General features: G+C 51.6%; 13 protein-coding genes and 1 pseudogene. 11 read left to right on the top strand and 3 right to left on the bottom strand.

Translation table 11 applies throughout. The features are described from left to right. Positions 1-125: 125 nt before the first annotated feature. Complete coding sequence (locus BMW31_RS07775; protein ID WP_091823607.1) at positions 126-713, top strand: GNAT family N-acetyltransferase; 588 nt, start codon at positions 126-128, stop codon at positions 711-713. Positions 714-1,387: 674 nt separating this feature from the next. Here BMW31_RS07775 and nhaD read toward each other — a convergent pair. Next, complete coding sequence (gene nhaD, locus BMW31_RS07770; protein WP_091823604.1) at positions 1,388-2,749, bottom strand: sodium:proton antiporter NhaD; 1,362 nt, start codon at positions 2,747-2,749, stop codon at positions 1,388-1,390. Between the two features lie 109 nt (positions 2,750-2,858). Here nhaD and BMW31_RS07765 point away from each other — a divergent pair, with 109 nt between their 5' ends. From BMW31_RS07765 to recA, 3 genes are all read left to right on the top strand, one after another. Beyond that, positions 2,859-3,464: a DUF6621 family protein gene (locus tag BMW31_RS07765; protein ID WP_091823601.1), complete on the top strand. Its 606-nt coding sequence runs from the start codon at positions 2,859-2,861 to the stop codon at positions 3,462-3,464. A 42-nt stretch (positions 3,465-3,506) separates the two neighbouring features. Continuing rightward, entirely contained in the window at positions 3,507-4,745 is a 1,239-nt protein-coding gene (locus BMW31_RS07760) for a saccharopine dehydrogenase family protein (protein ID WP_091823598.1), read from the top strand. Between the two features lie 66 nt (positions 4,746-4,811). Beyond that, complete coding sequence (gene recA, locus BMW31_RS07755) at positions 4,812-5,840, top strand: recombinase RecA (RefSeq protein ID WP_091823595.1); 1,029 nt, start codon at positions 4,812-4,814, stop codon at positions 5,838-5,840. A 98-nt stretch (positions 5,841-5,938) separates the two neighbouring features. Here the strand turns inward: recA and BMW31_RS07750 are convergent, their stop codons facing one another. Next, positions 5,939-8,095: a M3 family metallopeptidase gene (locus BMW31_RS07750; protein ID WP_091823878.1), complete on the bottom strand. Its 2,157-nt coding sequence runs from the start codon at positions 8,093-8,095 to the stop codon at positions 5,939-5,941. A 557-nt stretch (positions 8,096-8,652) separates the two neighbouring features. Between BMW31_RS07750 and dnaK the strand changes: the two genes are divergently transcribed. From dnaK to mobV, 7 genes and pseudogenes are all read left to right on the top strand, one after another. After that, complete coding sequence (dnaK, locus tag BMW31_RS07745; protein WP_091823592.1) at positions 8,653-10,563, top strand: molecular chaperone DnaK; 1,911 nt, start codon at positions 8,653-8,655, stop codon at positions 10,561-10,563. Between the two features lie 226 nt (positions 10,564-10,789). Beyond that, on the top strand, positions 10,790-11,353 hold the full coding sequence (locus BMW31_RS07740; protein ID WP_091823874.1) for a helix-turn-helix domain-containing protein: 564 nt from the start codon (positions 10,790-10,792) through the stop codon (positions 11,351-11,353). Next, positions 11,350-12,609 carry a site-specific integrase gene (locus BMW31_RS07735; RefSeq protein WP_091823588.1) on the top strand — a complete coding sequence of 420 codons (1,260 nt, stop codon included), beginning with the start codon at positions 11,350-11,352 and terminating at the stop codon, positions 12,607-12,609. The genes BMW31_RS07740 and BMW31_RS07735 overlap by 4 nt, the downstream gene beginning before the upstream one ends. A gap of 345 nt (positions 12,610-12,954) precedes the next feature. After that, entirely contained in the window at positions 12,955-13,314 is a 360-nt protein-coding gene (locus tag BMW31_RS07730; RefSeq protein ID WP_091823871.1) for a helix-turn-helix domain-containing protein, read from the top strand. Further along, entirely contained in the window at positions 13,311-14,681 is a 1,371-nt protein-coding gene (locus BMW31_RS07725) for a DUF3987 domain-containing protein (RefSeq protein ID WP_091823585.1), read from the top strand. Before BMW31_RS07730 ends, BMW31_RS07725 begins: the two co-directional genes overlap by 4 nt. A gap of 100 nt (positions 14,682-14,781) precedes the next feature. After that, a pseudogene (locus BMW31_RS07720) lies at positions 14,782-15,813 on the top strand (DUF6371 domain-containing protein); the annotation flags it as partial. A gap of 529 nt (positions 15,814-16,342) precedes the next feature. Then, on the top strand, positions 16,343-18,460 hold the full coding sequence (gene mobV / locus BMW31_RS07715) for a MobV family relaxase (RefSeq protein WP_091823582.1): 2,118 nt from the start codon (positions 16,343-16,345) through the stop codon (positions 18,458-18,460). A 180-nt stretch (positions 18,461-18,640) separates the two neighbouring features. Here the strand turns inward: mobV and BMW31_RS13685 are convergent, their stop codons facing one another. Further along, complete coding sequence (locus BMW31_RS13685) at positions 18,641-18,958, bottom strand: hypothetical protein (RefSeq protein WP_091823578.1); 318 nt, start codon at positions 18,956-18,958, stop codon at positions 18,641-18,643. Between the last annotated feature and the right edge of the window lie 110 nt (positions 18,959-19,068).

Raw genomic sequence — 19,068 nt, 5'->3', positions numbered from 1 at the left:
GCACGGGAAACATCAGGATAGCACCGCCGCCACGACACGACAGGATGGCGGCAGGAAAACGCACAATGGTCGGCCAAGTGGTCGGCCATTGTCTGTTTATCAGCTTTTTTGCGTATCTTTGCAGCATGAACATCCGAAACGCCAAACCCGACGAGGCGCGGCAGATAGCCCGCCTCATCATGACAGCCATGAACTACGACTGCTGCCGCTACTTCACGGGCCCCGACCACACGCTGCAGGAGTTTGAAGACATGATGGCGCAGCTCGTTGCCGGCGACTGCAGCCAGTACAGTTACCGCAACACCCTTGTTGCAACAGACGCCGCGGGCCAGGTGGCCGGCATCAGCGTAAGCTACGACGGGGCCCGCTTGCACAGCCTGCGCAGGGCCTTCGCAGAGGCTGCACGCGAGGCCTTTGGCCGCGACTTCTCGGCTATGGACGATGAGACGCAGGCCGGCGAACTGTACATCGACAGCCTGGCCGTGCGCCCCGAGTGCCGCCGCCGGGGCGTGGCAACGGCGCTGCTGCGGGCAACCATAGCCAAAGCCCGCCGCCTGCAGCTGCCGGCAGTGGGCCTGCTGGTTGACCAGGGCAACCCTGCAGCCGAGCGGCTGTACTGCAGCGTGGGCTTCGGTTACGCCAACGACGCCGCCTGGGGCGGCCATCCCATGCGCCATCTGGTCATCAATTTAGTGGACGGAAAACACATCTAAAACTTCCCCTTTTATGTTTCCGAAAAGGCGGAAACAACAACCCCAAAAGTAAAAGGTGTCTTTCAAGCTCCTTGAACGATACCTTTTAGCCCTTTGAAGATGCCTTTCAAGAGGCTTGAAAGGCATCTTTTACTTTCTCACTTGTAAGTTATTGAATTTCAATAATATGCAAATGGGGACTAAAAAGGGATATTTTTGAAGACTTAATACTCTGTTACTCTGTCTTTAAAAATAAGAGGCCAACGCGCAGAGAAGATGCAACAGCGGTCCCTCCCCTTAGAAAGGGGAGGTTAGGAGGGGATGATGTTGCAAGCAGCAAGCTGCTAATTCACAATTCATAATTCACAATTCATACTTAAAGAGGGGATGATTGCAGCAAGAAAGTGGCAAGATGTTGCTATTTATTCATCCCCTCCTCCGCCTCCCCTTTCCAAGGGGAGGATACCAGTTTGCCTTTTCGCAACCCGCTGCTTGCCCGTTTCTGTTAAACAGCGAACAACAAGCAGTAGAAAAAATACTCTGTTATTCTGTCTTTAAAAATAAGAGGCCAACGCGTAGCAAACCTACAGCAGCAAAAAAATTACGCTGTTACTCTGTCTTTAAAAGATAGCTCTTTGTAACCCGCTTGATATCAACGGGTTACAAAGAGCATAAAAATTGTGTCCGAAAAGGGCTTAAAGCGGCGTGGCGAAGATGAACGTACGCATGACCCAATAGCAGAGGATGCCGGCTACGTAGCCCACAAAAGCTATCCAGCTTACGTGCTTCATGTACCAGCCAAAGGTTATCTTCTCCAGCCCCATGACCACAACGCCGGCGGCGGAGCCTATGATGAGCATGCTCCCACCTACTCCGGCACAGTATGCCAGCAGCTGCCAGAAGATGCCGTCTACGGCCATATCGCCCGTTGCTGCCAAGGGGTACATGCCCATGCAGCCTGCAACCAGCGGCACGTTATCCACGATGCTGGACAGCACTCCTATGATGCCGGTCACTGCGTAGTGGTTGCCATTGAAGGCGGTGTTGAGCCCCTGGCCCAGCATAGTCAGCACTCCGACCTCCTCGAGACAGGCAACAGCCATCAAGATGCCGAGGAAGAAGAGGATGGTAGACATGTCGATGCGGCTCAGCAGACTGGTAACGCGCTTCTGGGTGCCCTCATGGTCGCCGGTTCGGTGCAGCCTGCGGTAGAAGATTTCGGTAACTGTCCACAGCATGCCCAGCACGAACAGGATGCCCACAAAGGGCGGCAGATTGGTCAGGGCCTTGAATACGGGCACGAACATGAGGCCGCCCACGCCCAATACAAAGATGACCTTGCGCTGCCGACTCGAGAAATCAAGCACCTCGTAGTCGGACTTCATGCCCACTTCATTTTCCGTTTCGAGCTTGCCTTTTAGTCCGTACTGCAGTATAAAGGCTGGTATAACCATGGAAACTACGGAGGGCACCAGCATCTCCGATATCACCCCAAGGGCCGTAATGACGCCCTTGTTCCAGAGCATGATGGTGGTCACGTCGCCTATAGGCGAGAAGGCACCGCCCGAATTGGCTGCAATGATGACCAGGGAGGCGTAGATGATGCGGTCGTGATGGTCGGAAACGAGCTTGCGGAGTATCATAATCATCACGATGCTGGTGGTGAGGTTGTCGAGAATAGCACTCAGGAAGAACGTGATAAAGGCTATGCGCCACAGCAAGGCGCGCTTACTGCGGGTCTGCATCACGCCGCGCACCCAGTTGAAGCCGCCGTTCTGGTCAACTATCTCCACAATGGTCATGGCGCCCATGAGGAAGAACAGCGTGGTAGAGGTGCTGCCGAGGTGCTCCTCTATGTGGCGGCCCACCTCGTTAATCAGTTCCTGTCCGCTCAGCCCGGCTATGTAACTGCCCGGCGAGAGCATGAAAAGCGTCCAGCAGCAAACAAACATCAGCAGTGCGACAGCTGCCTTGTTTACCTTCGTTACACTCTCAAGGGCAATGAACAAATAGCCCACGCAGAACGCAACAATAATCGCAATGGTTAAAGAACTCATGTTGTTAAGATTGATATAATATTTTTCACATGGCTGCAAAGATAACAATTTTCTCAAAAATATCATGTACCCAAAAGTGAAATATCAATTATTTTAGTATCTTTGCAATATGAACCCACAAGACACGAGCAACATTCTGCTGAGCGAAAACATCATCATTGCCGATGCCGACTACATCGACCGGGTGGCTTTCAACCTGACAGTAAACTTCGAGCGGATGCTCAACAGGCGCATCAGGCCGGCCGACTTGAGCCAGTGGGCCGTGTGCGTGGCGCTGGACGGAGGCCTCCGCCAGGGCGACAACCACACGCAGGTGGCCCTCATACACGACAAGGCAAGCACGCGCATGGAGAACTTCCGCCCCGCCGACTACGCCGGGGAGCTGAGTGCCAAGGCCTTCAGAGACGCCCGGCTGGGCGAGTTCACGGTTAACGCCTATGCCGTAGAGGAGCTTGTGAGCAAGGAAGAAATGATGCTCGACATGCTGCAGACGGTGCTCGGTCACGACGAGGTGAAGCGCGTCATGGTAATTCCTAACGCCGAGGAGGGCGAGAGCTACGACCTTATCCGCTCGGCCCTGCGCGACGTGAGCGACGAGAAGCGCGTCACGCTCTTCGCCATGCAGCCCATGCCCGGCGGCAATTTCCGCCAGGAGATATTAGGCTATTCGCTCCTGAACGCACTGGGCATCAGCGCCGGTGAAATCAATCAGTAAGACAACAACCAACCTTTTTCCACACATAACAATTCAAGAGAAATGAGCAAAGTATTAATGATAGGTGCCGGAGGCGTAGCTACGGTAGCGGCATTCAAGATAGTTCAGAATGCCGATGTATTCACTCAGTTCATGATAGCCAGCCATCACAAGGAGAAATGTGACCGCCTGGTGGAGGCCATCCATGCCAAGGGCTACGACTACAGCATACAGACCGCCGAAGTGGATGCCGACAGCGTGGAGCAGCTAAAGGCTCTCTTAGGGAGCTACAAGCCCGAACTGGTCATCAATCTGGCCCTGCCCTACCAGGACCTTACCATCATGGAAGCCTGCCTGGCCTGCGGATGCAACTATCTGGACACGGCCAACTACGAGCCCAAGGACGAAGCCCACTTCGAATACAGCTGGCAGTGGGCCTACAAGGAACGCTTCGAACAGGCCGGCCTTACGGCCATTCTGGGCTGCGGGTTCGACCCAGGCGTGAGCGGAATCTATACCGCCTACGCAGCCAAACATCACTTTGACGAGATTCACTACCTTGACATTGTCGACTGTAATGCCGGCAATCACCACAAGGCTTTTGCCACTAACTTCAATCCGGAGATAAACATAAGGGAGATAACCCAGAAAGGTCTCTATTACGAAGACGGCAAATGGATAGAAACGGAGCCGCTGGCAGTGCACAAGGACCTTACCTATCCCAACATCGGACCACGCGACTCGTACCTCATGCACCATGAAGAACTGGAGTCGCTCGTGAAGAACTACCCCACCATCAGGCGTGCCCGCTTCTGGATGACGTTCGGTCAAGAGTACCTGACGCATCTCCGCGTCATCCAAGACCTGGGCATGTCGCGCATTGACAACGTGGAGTATGAGGCTCCGCTGGCCGATGGAACAGGCCGAAAGGTGAAGGTGAACATCGTTCCGCTGCAGTTCCTCAAGGCCGTGTTGCCCAATCCGCAGGACCTGGGCGAGAACTACGAGGGCGAAACCTCTATCGGTTGCCGCATCCGGGGCATAAAAGACGGCAGGGAACACACCTACTACGTGTACAACAACTGCAAGCACCAGGAGGCCTACAAGGAAACAGGCATGCAGGGAGTGAGCTACACCACGGGCGTTCCGGCTATGATTGGAGCCATGATGTTCTTAAAAGGACTGTGGCGAAAGCCGGGCGTCTGGAACGTTGAAGACTTTGACCCGGACCCGTTCATGGAGCAACTCAACAAGCAGGGGCTGCCCTGGCACGAGGTGTTCGACGGCGACCTGGAGCTTTAGTCATGACCATACGCACTGCAAACGACCAATAAACAAGAAGAAAATAACCAATAACAGCAATTTGAAATGGCAAAAGAAAAAGACGAACAGACCGAAAACATGCAGGAGGGAAAGCTCAAGGCACTGCAAGCGGCCATGTCTAAAATAGAGAAAGACTTCGGTAAAGGCGCCATCATGAGGATGGGTGACGAGAAGGTAGAGAACGTAGAAGTAATCCCGACGGGCAGCATCGGGCTGGACGCTGCACTCGGCGTAGGCGGCTACCCACGCGGAAGAATCATCGAAATCTTCGGCCCCGAGTCGTCAGGTAAAACCACTCTGGCCATCCACGCCATAGCCGAGGCGCAGAAACTGGGCGGCATCGCGGCCTTCATTGACGCCGAGCACGCCTTCGACCGCTTCTATGCGGCCAAGCTGGGCGTAGACGTCGACAACCTCTGGATTGCCCAGCCGGACAACGGCGAGCAAGCTCTGCAGATAGCGGACGAGCTCATTCGCTCCAGCGCCGTGGACATACTGGTGATTGACTCCGTAGCTGCACTCACGCCGAAGGCCGAAATCGAGGGCGACATGGGTGAGAACAAGGTGGGCCTCCAGGCTCGACTGATGAGCCAGGCACTGCGCAAACTCACCGCCACCATTGCCAAGACAAACACCACCTGCATATTCATTAACCAGCTGCGCGAGAAGATTGGCCAGATGTTCGGTAACCCCGAGACCACTACGGGCGGCAATGCACTGAAGTTCTATGCCTCCGTGCGCCTCGACATACGCAAGAGTACAGCCATCAAAGACGGCGATGCCGTGCTGGGAAACATCACCCGCGTGAAGGTTGTTAAGAACAAGGTGGCTCCTCCCTTCCGCCGGGCAGAGTTCGAGATACTCTTCGGCGAGGGCATCAGTAAGATAGGTGAGATAGTTGACTTGGGCGTAGAGTACGGCATAGTGAAGAAGAGTGGCAGCTGGTTCAGCTACAACAACGCCAAGCTGGCACAGGGTCGCGACGCTACCAAGGCACTGTTAAAGGACAATCCCGAACTGTGCGAGGAGCTGGAAGGCCTCATCAAGCAGGCCATAGCCGACAAGAGAGACTGACCGAAGCACAGCTAAAAGAACAATCCGGCCCTGCAACCATTGGCTTGCAGGGCCGGATTGTTTGTGTTACAGCCGGCAGGAAACGGCACTGCCGGCTATCAGCAGCTGCGCTTAAAGCCCCGGGCCTTGAGCAGGGCGGCTGCATCGGGAGCCTTGAGGCCGGTGAAATCGGAGAAGACAGACATCAGGTCGCGCGTGTTGCCACGGCTTAGCACCTTGGCGCGGAAGGCATCTCCCACCGTGCGTGTCAGCGGTCCGTGGGCTGCAAAGTAACCGGCAACGTTTACGGCCAGCACCTCACTCCACAGGTAACTGTAGTAGCCGGCCGCATAGCCGCCGCCCCACACGTGGTTGAAGTACGACGTGGAGTAGCGCGGAGGTATCTGGCTGTCGAGCAGCCCGACGGCCTTGAGCGCCGAGGTCTCGAAGTCGAGCGCCTTGTCGGCCGCAGGTATCTCCGACGAAGACAGGCAATGCCAGGCCAGGTCAACGCAAGTGGCGGCCAGGTTCTCGCCAAGGGCGTAGGCGGAGTGGAAGTTCAGCGAGCCCAGCATCTTGCTCTTGAGCTCCTCGGGCATGGCTTCGCCGGTCTTGTAATGGCGGGCATAGTGGTTGAACACCTCGGGGATGCTGGCAAACGACTCGTTGAACTGCGACGGGAGCTCAACGAAATCGCGCGCAACGGCCGTTCCGCTGAGCGTGTTATAGTTGCAGTCGGAGAGCATACCGTGCAGAGCATGGCCGAATTCGTGGAACATCGTCTGCGCTTCATCCCACGTCAGGAGCGTTGGCTGGCCATCAGGAGCCTTGGCAAAGTTGCACACATTATATATAATAGGCAGCTGACCGCGATGGCGGCTCTGCTTCTGGAACGAGCTCATCCACGCTCCGCCGCGCTTGGTAGGACGCCGGAAGTAGTCGCAGTAGAACAGGGCGAGCTGCCGGCCGTCGGCATCGAGCACGTCGAAAACCTTCATGTCGGGATGATAGGTAGGCAGGTCGTGCCGCTCGCTGAAGGTGAGTCCGTACACCCGATGGGCTGCATAGAACACGCCGTTTACAAGAACGGAGTCGATGTTGAAATAAGGCTTCACCTCGTCTTCGCTGAAGTTGAACTGCTCGCGCTTCATCCTGGCCGAGTAATAGAGGCGGTCGTAGGGCTGCAGCTTGAAGTCCGGGCCCTCTGTTTGGCGCGCGTAGGCCTCTATGGCGGCCGTTTCGGCATCGGCCTTGGGCTTGTATGCGCTGATGAGCTGGCGCAGGAAAGCGTACACGTTGTCCGTATTCTTGGCCATTACGTTATCAAGCGAGTACGCTGCGTAGTTCTTGTAGCCCATCAGCTCGGCCTTCTCGGCACGCAGCTTGGCTATCTGTACAACCTGCGGAAAGGTGTTGAAGGCGCCCGTACCGTCGGTGCGGTGGACGGAAGCGTTGTAAACGCGCTCGCGCAGGCCGCGGTTCCGGAGGCCGGAGAGTATGGGCTGCTGCGTTGTGTTGGTGATGACGATGCAGTAAGCAGCCTTGCCGCCGCGGCTCTGGGCGTCCTTGCGACACTGCGCCAGGTCGCTCTCGCTGAGCCCGGCCAGCTCTTTGGCGTCATCGACCCACACGGCCACCTCGCCCGCAGCCTTGGGGAGCGTGTTGCCGAAGTCCTGTTGCAGCTTGGCCAGCTGGCGGTTGATGTCCTGCATGCGGGCCATCTTGTCCTGCGGCAGCAGTGCTCCGGCACGCACGAAGCTCTTGTACACCTCGTCAAGCAGGCGCAGGTCCTCGCCCCGGAGCGCCTGTCGTTCGTGGTCGTACACGTATTTGATGCGGCCGAAGAGCTTTCCGTTGAACTTTATCTCGTTCTCGAAGTCGGTCAGCAGGGGTATAATCTCGGCCTCGGCCTTCTCTATTTCGGGTGTCTTGTCGGCCTCCGTCACGCAGAAGAAGATGCTGCTCACGCGGTCGAGCGTACGTCCGCTCTTCTCGTAGGCCAGCACGGTGTTGGCAAAGGTTGGCCGTTGCTTGTTGTCTGTGATAGCGGCAATCTCGCCCCGTTGCTGCTCGATGGCGGCCTTGAGTGCCGGTAGGTAGTGCTCGCCCTTGATTCTGCTGAAGTCGGGCGCGCCAAAGGGTAATGTACTTGGTTTCATAAGCGGGTTGTTGGCCACTTTGTTTTCACGTTGCGGTGTCCCCGTTGCGGCTCCGGCTGCAAGTACCGAGCAGGCCAGACCGGTGGCGAGGAGGAGTTTGTTAAGATGGATTTTCATCATTGCTGTACCGTTTAAACAGTTCTTGAGTGACTATTATAATAAGGTAACAAAGATAAGAAAAAAACGCTTCCGCCCAAATGATTGCCCCAACTTATTCTTCCGCCTGCGCGGAGGCTTCCTGGCAGCGGGCTGCGGAGCGGGCTTTCGGCCTCCGTTCCTCCACTGGCAGCACGGCCGCTGCAGCCCCATCGGCAGGGCCCTCGGCAGGTGCCGGTTTCACGGAGCTATGCTTCAAGCCTCTTGAAGGATAGCTCCAAGGCCCTTGAAGGGCACATTCAAGCGCCTTGAAGCATAGCTCCGCCGCAACCGCCTTGTACAGGCACTTGCGGCGGGGGTGGCAGGCAGCTGCCCGCGAGGCTTCTGCAGGCAGGCTGGGAGAACCTGCGCAGACAGCCCGATGAGGCGGAGGGAGGCTGTGACAATCTGGCAATTTGACAGAAACTTCTGACATTCTGCCGCTTTTGGCACGGCCTTTGTTAGTTGCCCTGTAGCCTATCGCGCAAAGTGGTGGGCAGAACAAGCATAGAATAATAATAAAAACAACATACAAGATTATGGCAAAGATTATTGGAATAGACTTAGGTACTACTAACAGCTGCGTGTCCGTATTCGAGGGAAACGAGCCTGTAGTCATCGCAAACAGTGAAGGTAAGCGCACCACCCCGTCGGTAGTGGGCTTCGTAAAGGACGGCGAACGCAAGATTGGCGATCCGGCCAAACGCCAGGCCATCACCAACCCAAAGAACACGGTGTACTCCATCAAGCGCTTCATGGGCGAAACCTACGACCAGAGCCGCAAGGAAGCAGAACGCGTGCCCTTTACGGTCGACAACGAAGGTGGCTATCCGCGCGTCAACATAGACGGCAAGAAATACACCCCGCAGGAAATTTCGGCCATGATACTGCAGAAGATGAAGAAGACTGCCGAGGACTATCTGGGGCAGGAAGTGAAGGATGCCGTCATCACGGTGCCGGCCTATTTCTCCGATTCTCAGCGTCAGGCAACCAAGGAGGCCGGTGCCATTGCCGGACTGAACGTGCGCCGTATCGTCAACGAACCTACGGCCGCAGCCCTCGCCTATGGCGTAGACAAGTCTAATAAGGACATGAAGATTGCCGTGTTCGACCTTGGCGGCGGTACGTTCGATATCTCTATACTGGAGTTCGGAGGCGGTGTGTTCGAGGTGCTCTCCACCAACGGCGACACTCACCTGGGCGGTGATGACTTCGACCAGGTTATCATCGACTGGCTGGCACAGGGCTTCAAGGCCGACGAAGGCATCGACCTGACCAAGGATCCCATGGCCATGCAGCGCCTGAAGGAGGCTGCCGAGAAGGCCAAAATCGAGCTGTCGAGCTCTTCTACCACCGAAATCAACCTGCCCTACATCAGCGCCGAGGGCGGTGTACCCAAGCATCTGGTGAAGACACTCACCCGTGCACAGTTCGAACAGCTGGCCCACGAGCTCATCCAGGCCTGTCTGGTGCCCTGCCAGAACGCCATGCGCGACGCCAAGCTGCAGACTTCTGACATTGACGAAGTAATCCTCGTAGGCGGTTCGAGCCGTATCCCGGCTGTTCAGACGCTGGTGAAGAACTACTTCGGCAAGGAGCCCTCAAAGGGCGTGAACCCCGATGAGGTGGTTGCAGTGGGTGCTGCCATCCAGGGCGCCATCCTGAACAAGGAGAACGGAGTGGGCGATATCGTGCTGCTGGACGTTACTCCACTGACCCTTGGTATCGAGACCATGGGCGGCGTGATGACCAAGCTCATCGACGCCAACACCACCATCCCGTGCAAAAAGAGCGAGACTTTCTCTACCGCGGTGGATAACCAGACGGCCGTTACCATCCACGTGCTGCAGGGCGAACGCCCAATGGCAGCGCAGAACAAGAGCATCGGCCAGTTCAACCTCGAGGGCATCGCACCGGCTCGCCGCGGCGTTCCGCAGATTGAAGTGACGTTCGACATCGATGCCAACGGCATCCTCAACGTCAGCGCCAAGGACAAGGCAACGGGTAAGGAGCAGGCTATCCGCATCGAAGCCAGCAGCGGTCTGAGCAAGGAAGAGATAGATCGCATGAAGGCAGAGGCCGAACAGAATGCCGCTGCCGACAAGGCCGAACGCGAGAAGGTGGACAAACTGAACCAGGCCGACTCGATGATTTTCACCACCGAGAACTTCCTGAAGGACAATGCCGACAAGATTCCGGCCGACCAGAAACCCGCCATCGAGCAGGCTCTCCAGCAGCTCAAGGACGCCCACAAGGCTGCCGACGTTGCCGCCATCGACACTGCCACCGCCGCCCTTAACCAGGCCGTCCAGGCTGCCAGCGCCCAGATGTACCAGGGAGGTGCAGGCCCGCAGCCCGGTGCTTCCCAGCCCGGAGCCGATGCCGGCCAGCAAGAACAACCCAAACAAGACGACACCATCCAGGATGCAGACTTCGAGGAGGTCCATTGATGGAAGTTAAACATCCATAAATAAACCATAAAGAAATCCGTGTAACTCAATCAGTTGCACGGATTTTTAATTTTTGTTAATTCTGATATTTCTCTTGTTTTATAGCGATTTTTGGCGTAAATTTGCAACGAATTTGTACCAAAACTTATTTTGCAATGACACACAACAAAAATATACATGTAAAATCTACGAGCGAAATTTGGCTTGTTTTAATCTAATTTTGAGTATGGCAAGAGCAAAGTTTGAAATCAAGAGAAAATGCGAAATCTGTGGCGCATGGTTTTATGCCAAAACCGTTGAGTCTAGGTTTTGCTCAAAGAAGTGTAGTGAGATTGCAAGCAAGAAGAAAAAAGCAGAGATTGAAAAGTTGGCGAAACTTGAAGAGTTGGTTGCCAATATCCCAGATTCCAGAGATTACATCAGCGTTCAAGAGGCTGTTGCCATGTTTTCTGTTAGCAAGGACACTATTTATCGTCTCATCCGCAAAGGGACAATTCCATGTGTGAATTTGGGGAAACGCCTTATCCGGATAAAAAAGTCTGACTTGGAAAATATGTTTGGCGGTAGAGAGTATGTACTTGACAACACCTTCAAACCCTTGCCTAAGCTTTACAACATGGAGCCAGAGAATTGTTATACGATTGGTGAAATCTCTGAGAAATACCATGTGAACGACAGTACTGTTTATCTTCATATTCGTAAGTACTCCATCCCCATCCGTCAGATTGGGAACTATGTGTATGCGCCCAAAGAAGACATTGATAACCTTTACAAATCAGGCAAGCCATGAAGAAATCATTTACTAATACCCGCGTAACGGTCAGGTTGCGCAAGTCAGATTATTATGATGAATGGTACCTCTATCTGGAAGCTTATCCTGTTCAAGTGGAGGGAAAGGATAAGCCACAGCGAGTGAGAGAGTACATCAACCGTTCTATTAAAACACCTATCTGGGACAAGTCGCGAACAGCTCGGACTGGCTCAGATGGGAAAGTAACCTATAAGCCTAAGCGTGATTTGAATGGTATAATTCTCTGCAAGTCAGAGTTAGACCAGGAGAATTGTCTCTACGCAGACCGCATCAGAGCCATTCGCCAAAAGGAATACGACACCAAAGACCTCTATTCTGATGCCGATGCAGCAATGGCAGAACAAGTGGAGAAATCAAGATGTGATTTCATCGCTTACTTCAAAAAGTTGGCGAACACTCGTAATACCAATAATGCAGATAGTGTTTATAATACTTGGTTCCGAGTATATGAATTATTGAAGCTATTTGCCGATAACCAGCCGTTACTGTTCGGCTCAATCAATCTACAAATGATAGAGAAAGTTAGGCAATTCCTTTTGGTGGCTCCCAAGGGTGCAGGAAAGAAAGGAATAATTTCCCAAAACACGGCTTCATCGTATTTCGGCATCTTTAAGACTGCCTTGAAGCAGGCTTTTATCGATGGTTACTTTATGGTTGACATTGCTGCCAAGGTCAAAGGCATTCAGGAGCAGGAAAGCAGACGCGAGCATCTGACAATGGAAGAACTTAACCAACTGGCTGCAACACCATGTAGTAATCCTGTTATCAAGAGAGCTGCCTTGTTCTCTGCACTTACAGGTCTCCGGCATAGTGACATCATGAAGATGACCTGGCAAGAGATTACTAAAGAAGGCGAACACTATCGCATCAATTTCACTCAACGCAAGACTAAAGGTGTGGAATACATGCCAATATCCGACCAGGCATATCAACTTTGTGGAGAGCCCGGGCATCCTGACGAACTCGTTTTCGGTGGACTTCCACAGCCATCCTGGATTTCAAAACCAGTTGAACGTTGGATAAAAGCTGCTGGCATCAAGAAGCATATCACCTTCCACTGCTTCCGCCATACATACGCTACGCTCCAGTTGACCAGCGGCACAGACCTCTATACCGTCAGCAAAATGTTGGGCCATACCAATGTTCGCACGACACAAGTCTATGCAAAGGTGGTTGACGAGAAGAAAGAACAGGCTGCTGACACCATAAAACTGAATGTAGATTTCAATAATTGAGGCAAATCTGCCTCCTTCATATTAGGGACAAGACTCTTGACATCTCAAGAATCTTGTCCCTTTTTTGTGTCCAACACCCTATTTTGATGGTGAAACGATGGTGGAAATGCCCCACCATCGTCCCACCATGCTTTCACTATTCAAAAATATTTTCCCTTTAAAGTTATTTAACACGTTTGATTTTCAGTCTGTTAGGATGAATTTGACAGAACTCTCGTGGTGATAGGATGGTGAATCATTCCACCACAAATCCACCATTCAAAGCACCGATACTTTTGCAGTCGCTTTCACTCGAAAGTGGCTGTTTTCATATTGACGGCAGCCAATCTTAAAAACCATATTGATATGGCCGAAATAACTTATTCATTTGATGCTATGCCAAAGATTTTGGCAGACATCGCCCAAAGATTGGAGGTCATGGAACGCAAGATTGATGCTCTGCAATCAGTTCCGAGAGAGGATGCCGACGCATGGCTGAATCTGAAAGACCTTTGTAATTATCTTCCCAATCATCCAGCCGAACAAACGGTATATGGCTGGACAAGCACTCACTTTATCCCTTATCATAAGAAAGGGAAAAGTATTGTATTCCGCAAATCGGAAATAGACGAATGGCTTCGCAATGGCAAGCGGAAGTCTATGGGGGATTTGGAGAAGGAGGCACAAGCGTTTGTCAATTCTAAACGGAAAGCGAGGTGTGTATGAATGTACTAGAACTCACTAACAAAGTGCGAATGGAAGCCGAAGACGTTAAACGCATCGGCCTTCCCCTCGATGCCTTCCCGCAGAAGCTGCAGGACATCATCTTTGAGGTGGCCCGCATAGAGCAGTTCGATTTGGAGTATCTAACCATGAGTATGCTATCGGCAGCAGCTATCGCCATCGGCAACAGTTGTCACATCCGCATCCGTGGTTCGTGGAAGAGTTGCCCAGCCCTGTATGTCATCCTGATAGGAAGACCTGGGCAGGGCAAAACTCCACCACTTGACTACGCGTTCCGTCCACTTCAAGAACATGACTTCCTTCAGGTCAGCAAGTTCATTGAAGAGAACAAACGCTATGCAGAGCTGAATGCCGGGAACAAAGGCAATGCCACTGATACCGACAAACCAGTTCTCGTGCAGACCATCCTCTCCGACCTCACACAGGAGGCCATGATGCGAATCCATAATGATAATCAGCGTGGTATCGTAATTCTTGTGGATGAAATCATGGGGTTCTTCAACAGTATCTATCGATACAATGACAGTCCCTTACTAACCCAGCTGTTGACCGCCTATAGTGGCAAGCCCTTGAAGGTGTCCCGTTGTAATAACCCCGTTCCCATCATCATTCCACATCCTTGCATCAATATTATCGGTACTACCCAGACGCAGCGCATTGGTGAACTCTTCACGAAAGAGAATGTATCAAGTGGATTGATAGACCGAATTCTGTTCCTTCATCCCAAGAATCGGGACATTCCTAAGATGGAGGAGAACCCTGATGCAGGTATGCAAGGGAACGACAGAGCTGAGAGTGTCTATCGGAAGTGGAAAGCGATTATTGATAAGCTGCTGGCATTGGAACCCGACCACGATGAGAAAGGCGTTATCATACCCAAGGTGTTAGACATGAGTGAAGATACCTACAGGTGCTTTGCAAAATGGAAAAACACCCTCATTGAGAAAGCCAATAGCTTTGAAGATGAAAGACTCATTGACAGTCGTATGATGAAAGCAGATTCCAATGTGGCCCGACTTGCTTTGGTTTTCCAGCTCTTGGGCTGGGCTTGTGACGAAATCCACATGCAGCACATAGATGTCTGCTCTGTCCAGGCTGCCATCCGCATGTATGATTATCTGGAGCTCTCGTATCAGAGCATCAAGTCGCACATCCAAACCGATTCCATGCCTCCTTTGAAGAAAGCCTTTCTTGATTTAATACACCCAGATTTCACTACAGCTGATGCAATCAAAGCAGGAGCAGAAATAGGCATCTGTGAGAGTACAGTCAAAAAGGATCTTGCAAAGATGTGCGAAGAACAGATTCTTCAGAAAACGGCACATGGCGTTTACAAAAAACTACTCTGATACACTCGATACATTTTACACTTTACATTTTCCCAAAGTGTAAAAGTGTAAAGTTCCATCGTGTAAGGACCATTGTTCAATAATCTAAAGAAACAAAACAATGAACGAGTATAGATTCCATTTACAGAAATACAAGGCAGGAAGGAACACAAAACAAACGTGTCCCCAATGCGGCAGAAGGAAATGCTTTGTCAGGTATGTTGACGAAGAAGGTAAGATTGAGTTCCCCGACTATGTGGGAAGATGCGACCATGAGGATTCGTGTGGTTACCATTATACGCCCAAAGACTTCTTCAGGGACAACCCAGACTTGAAACCTAACGACTTTGAGAATGATACATGGAAATATGATAAGACGAATAAGTCCGTCATGGTTAAGCCAGAACCAGAGGTCACGTCTTTCATGTCAACTGACATAATGCGAAAGACTCTCTCGCATTATGACATCAATCCCTTATACCAGTTCCTATGCAAGACTATCGGAAAGGATGCAGCCAACAGACAATTTGAACACTACAAGGTGGGAACTTCCAAGAAATGGGGAGGCGCTACCGTCTTTTGGCAGATTGACAAAGATAGCAACGTCCGCTCAGGAAAGCTGATGGGGTACAATCCCAAGGACGGACACCGTATCAAAGAGCCGATACCACAAGTCTGCTGGGTACACACTGAACTGAAACTGTCAGACTTCCATCTGAAGCAATGCCTGTTTGGAGAACATCTGCTTGCCACATCTTCTGCCACTATCATGTTGGTGGAAAGTGAGAAGACCTGCCTGATAGCATCCCACTTCATGCCGGATTTCCTTTGGCTCGCTACAGGTGGTAAGGACGGGTGCTTCAATGAGGAGACCATGCAGGTGCTCCATGGCAGGGATGTGATTCTGATGCCAGATCTGGGGGCGACAGAAAAGTGGGCCAAGAAGTCCGCTATCCTCACTCCCATCTGCAAGAGCGTGACCGTTTCAACTGTTTTGGAACAGATGGCGACTGATGAACAGCGTGAAGCAGGACTTGACATTTCTGACTTTCTCCTGATGCAGGAAACTAAGCAGATGATTCTCCAGCGAATGATTGAACGCAATCCTGCACTTCAAAAACTCATTGATGCACTTGGTTTGGAAGTGATGGACTCATCACAATGCGATGAAATTCCAACAAAAGTTGAGTCGGAACCACAACTCAACAGGCTGACAATAATCCAGACAGAAGGAAAAAGTGCGGAGGATTTAAGCTCGACACAGGAGCAACGTTGGCATGGAAGGAATGCAGAATGCCACAAGTGCAAGCTCTCGCATGAGGGCATCAATGGCACCTATTGTGGCAAACTTCACCGCTATGTCGAGTACGGAAAGGGTAACTGCGGCATAGAATCCGAAGCTCCTCCTGCTCCCGAGTAAATGCTGCGTCGAAAGGGATTACCAAATAATCCCATAACATAATATGGACTTTTAGATTCGCCACACCCCAAGGTGTACTCCCTTAAAAAGTCCCATTATGCTCTCCGAGGGTTGGTTCATCGCTATAAAGTAGCGTCGCCGCACATGGCAAGAACCAGAAGCAAAATGCATCTGTGAGGGAGTGACTCTCTCCCTCAACCCTCCACTCAGGTTCCACCCGAGACCCAAATTTCACCTAATCACTAATTCTAAAAAATGTATTATGTCTAAAGCCAAAAATAATATACCCCGTGCGGCCATTCATGTTGGCGCACCATCCAAGTCCTTTTCTGCTGCGGAAGGCTACGAGCCTGAACGCAGAGGGTGGGACGAGAACACCTATCGTCTGAAGAACCAGGACACAAACAACCATTACGATTTCTCACGTAAGCATCTCAACTTTGAGATTAACAGCCGAGGCGAAATCGTTCCTCTTGGTTCCAATCCCGTGCCACTTCATGAGCGTTTGCAGAAACGCTTAGATGAACTTAAATTCAAGCCCTATATGGACAAGAACAATCCCTTGGGCATCTCCGATAATAGCCCCAACTGTACCGTCGGCATCATCGTCAGTGGTGACCATGATGTGCTGACCCGACTAGCCTTCGGTGATCAAGAAGTGGACTTCACCCTGCAACAGAGTAATGCCCATGTTGTATTGAAACAAGGTATCAAAGACTGGGCATTGGACACCTACCGTTGGGCATGTGACCGATGGGGATCTGAGAACATCATTGGTTTTGATGTTCATCTTGACGAAACCACACCACATATCCAGATCCAGACCATTCCTGTTGCCAAGACAAAAGCCAGAGGTCGTGCATCTGCCAAGTATGTGCATAAGGACGACAAGTCGAAGGTAATCTCCCATAAGGAATGGAAGAAACTGCCTGAAGAAATCCGCTCGAACTTCGTAAAAACAGAAGTCGAACGGAGGGAAAAGGAATGTGTATCATACGCCCGTGTATGGGGTGAAGACAAATATGCTGTAGGAAAGACGTACTACCAGATGCACACCGACTACTATAACGAGGTCGGGCACAAGTACGGTCTGGAGCGTGGTGATGACATTGCCATGCTGCCAGGTGAGGAACAACGTGAACGTGTCCACAAGAGCAAGGCCGTGTTAGAGGCTGAGCGCCAGGCCAAGGATGCCATAGCCAGGAACCAGATGGAAAATGAACGCCTGGAAGGTCAGAAGGAGAAGATGGCGGGTGAGGTGCAAGACATAAAGAAGCAAAAGGAAAGTTTGGAAGAGCAGAATGACAAGTTAGCGGGTGAGATACAAAACAAGGAGTACCGTAAGGAAAAACTGGAAGGCAACATCTCTCAGCTGGAAAACTATGCTGCGGCATTGGACATCAAGGAAGAAGGCCTCATTGTGCCGACCTTAAAGACAGACCCACTTGTAAAGGATGCTTGGGATGCCATAAAAGAAGAATTGGGTAAGCCCATCCCCGCCTTCGGACAGAAGGAATGGAGAGAGGAACGGCGCAAGGCGATTAAGGGCATCCTCACAAACATGCAGACTGCACTCATGCAAGCCAAGGATGTCCAGAAGCAGGATATACTTAAACTGGGGAAGGCACTCTACAATAAAGCCATGCAGAATGTAAGAGCCATCATTGAGCAGAACAAGCAGCTACAAAAGGAGAATGGCCGATTGACAGAAGAGAACGATGTCCTCAGGAAGCGGATAGCCTCGATGGACGAGAATGCCATCACCCGGCTTCGGGACAAGAAGGATGCAGAAATCAAGGAACTACAGGAGCGACTTGGAAAAGCCGAGTCTGAGGCAATTCGTTCAGGCAACAAGGCATATAGTGAGCATCAGAAGGCCGAAAGCGCAGAAAGCCAAGTCCGGGAAATGCTGGACATCCCGGAAATCAAAGAAATCTGGGAGGGCATACAGCAGAAAAAGGAAGCCTTCTCGAAGCAGATTGACAAATGTATTGAAGAGGGAATTGCAGCCATCAGAGATTATGCAGATGGCAAGGACAACGACTTCCAGCCAAAGCAAGGTAATGCAGTTGCGTGGGGCATCATTGCTGAAGCATTCAAGTATGGCCTTGATTCAACCGACGAAAAGCAACGCAGGATGGCAACAGGCTATCTGCTAGAGAAAGTGTCGTGGACTGGCATCGCATCAGAATTCAAAAGAGATCTTACCGCTGCCCGAACCAGACAACTCTGTGACGCGATGACGGTTACCAAAGATTTGATGGCGAATCTACTCCTCTCTGCTGGCGGTAGGAGTGGCATTAGTACAGGTGGGGGTGGTTCCAACGGTGAACTTACCAACTGGGACGGTACGAAGAAAAAGACTGGCTGGGGCATCTAAATCCAAAATTCAAAAAAGTTAGTCTCATCGTCTAAGTTTAATTAGTAGTTTTCGGATATTGTGAGGAAGGCAGAAGGTGTCTGACCCCATCGAACATATTGTGTCATTTGGAAGTGTCGGGACGGAATAGTCATAGCATAAAAGGTATTTGGTTCACATATTATTAGATGTACGGTATCTCTATAAGTATGATAAATAGAGATAGTTCGTTTGGGCAGGATACTCGGCAGCAAGGGTATCAATCTGGTTGACTGTTGGCATGATGCCCAACTCTTGGCGCCATTTCCGGACCGTAAGTCCAGCCCGCTCCATCTTCATGTCTGCTTCGAGGCCAAGAGCACGAGCAATCTGGAAGTCGGAGAAGCCATAAGTCTTTGCTTCAAGCAACAACGTGGAGAACTCCGGGGCTTCGATGGCTTCAAGAAATTCAGAATACTCTGAGCCAGAATAGTATTCCGCTAACCAAGAGAACTCTTTCAGCCTCTCATTGACCAGCATGATGTGCCTGAGCTTCTCGAGAGTGTAAAGTAAACTGTGTCAGGCACCAATAAAAAAGTAGTTTAACACGTTTATTTTAAGATGGCAAACGAAGAAATAGATTACAAGTT

Source organism: Prevotella sp. kh1p2, from assembly GCF_900111525.1.
Lineage (GTDB): Bacteria > Bacteroidota > Bacteroidia > Bacteroidales > Bacteroidaceae > Prevotella.
This window is presented reverse-complemented; position numbering and strand designations above follow the sequence as displayed.

Excerpts from the sequence above, each read along its gene's own strand:
- BMW31_RS07775 (WP_091823607.1), top strand. The coding sequence starts at position 126 with ATGAACATCCGAAACGCCAAACCCGACGAGGCGCGGCAGATAGCCCGC.
- nhaD (WP_091823604.1), bottom strand. The coding sequence starts at position 2,749 with ATGAGTTCTTTAACCATTGCGATTATTGTTGCGTTCTGCGTGGGCTAT.
- BMW31_RS07765 (WP_091823601.1), top strand. The coding sequence starts at position 2,859 with ATGAACCCACAAGACACGAGCAACATTCTGCTGAGCGAAAACATCATC.
- BMW31_RS07760 (WP_091823598.1), top strand. The coding sequence starts at position 3,507 with ATGAGCAAAGTATTAATGATAGGTGCCGGAGGCGTAGCTACGGTAGCG.
- recA (WP_091823595.1), top strand. The coding sequence starts at position 4,812 with ATGGCAAAAGAAAAAGACGAACAGACCGAAAACATGCAGGAGGGAAAG.
- BMW31_RS07750 (WP_091823878.1), bottom strand. The coding sequence starts at position 8,095 with ATGAAAATCCATCTTAACAAACTCCTCCTCGCCACCGGTCTGGCCTGC.
- dnaK (WP_091823592.1), top strand. The coding sequence starts at position 8,653 with ATGGCAAAGATTATTGGAATAGACTTAGGTACTACTAACAGCTGCGTG.
- BMW31_RS07740 (WP_091823874.1), top strand. The coding sequence starts at position 10,790 with ATGGCAAGAGCAAAGTTTGAAATCAAGAGAAAATGCGAAATCTGTGGC.
- BMW31_RS07735 (WP_091823588.1), top strand. The coding sequence starts at position 11,350 with ATGAAGAAATCATTTACTAATACCCGCGTAACGGTCAGGTTGCGCAAG.
- BMW31_RS07730 (WP_091823871.1), top strand. The coding sequence starts at position 12,955 with ATGGCCGAAATAACTTATTCATTTGATGCTATGCCAAAGATTTTGGCA.
- BMW31_RS07725 (WP_091823585.1), top strand. The coding sequence starts at position 13,311 with ATGAATGTACTAGAACTCACTAACAAAGTGCGAATGGAAGCCGAAGAC.
- mobV (WP_091823582.1), top strand. The coding sequence starts at position 16,343 with ATGTCTAAAGCCAAAAATAATATACCCCGTGCGGCCATTCATGTTGGC.
- BMW31_RS13685 (WP_091823578.1), bottom strand. The coding sequence starts at position 18,958 with ATGCTGGTCAATGAGAGGCTGAAAGAGTTCTCTTGGTTAGCGGAATAC.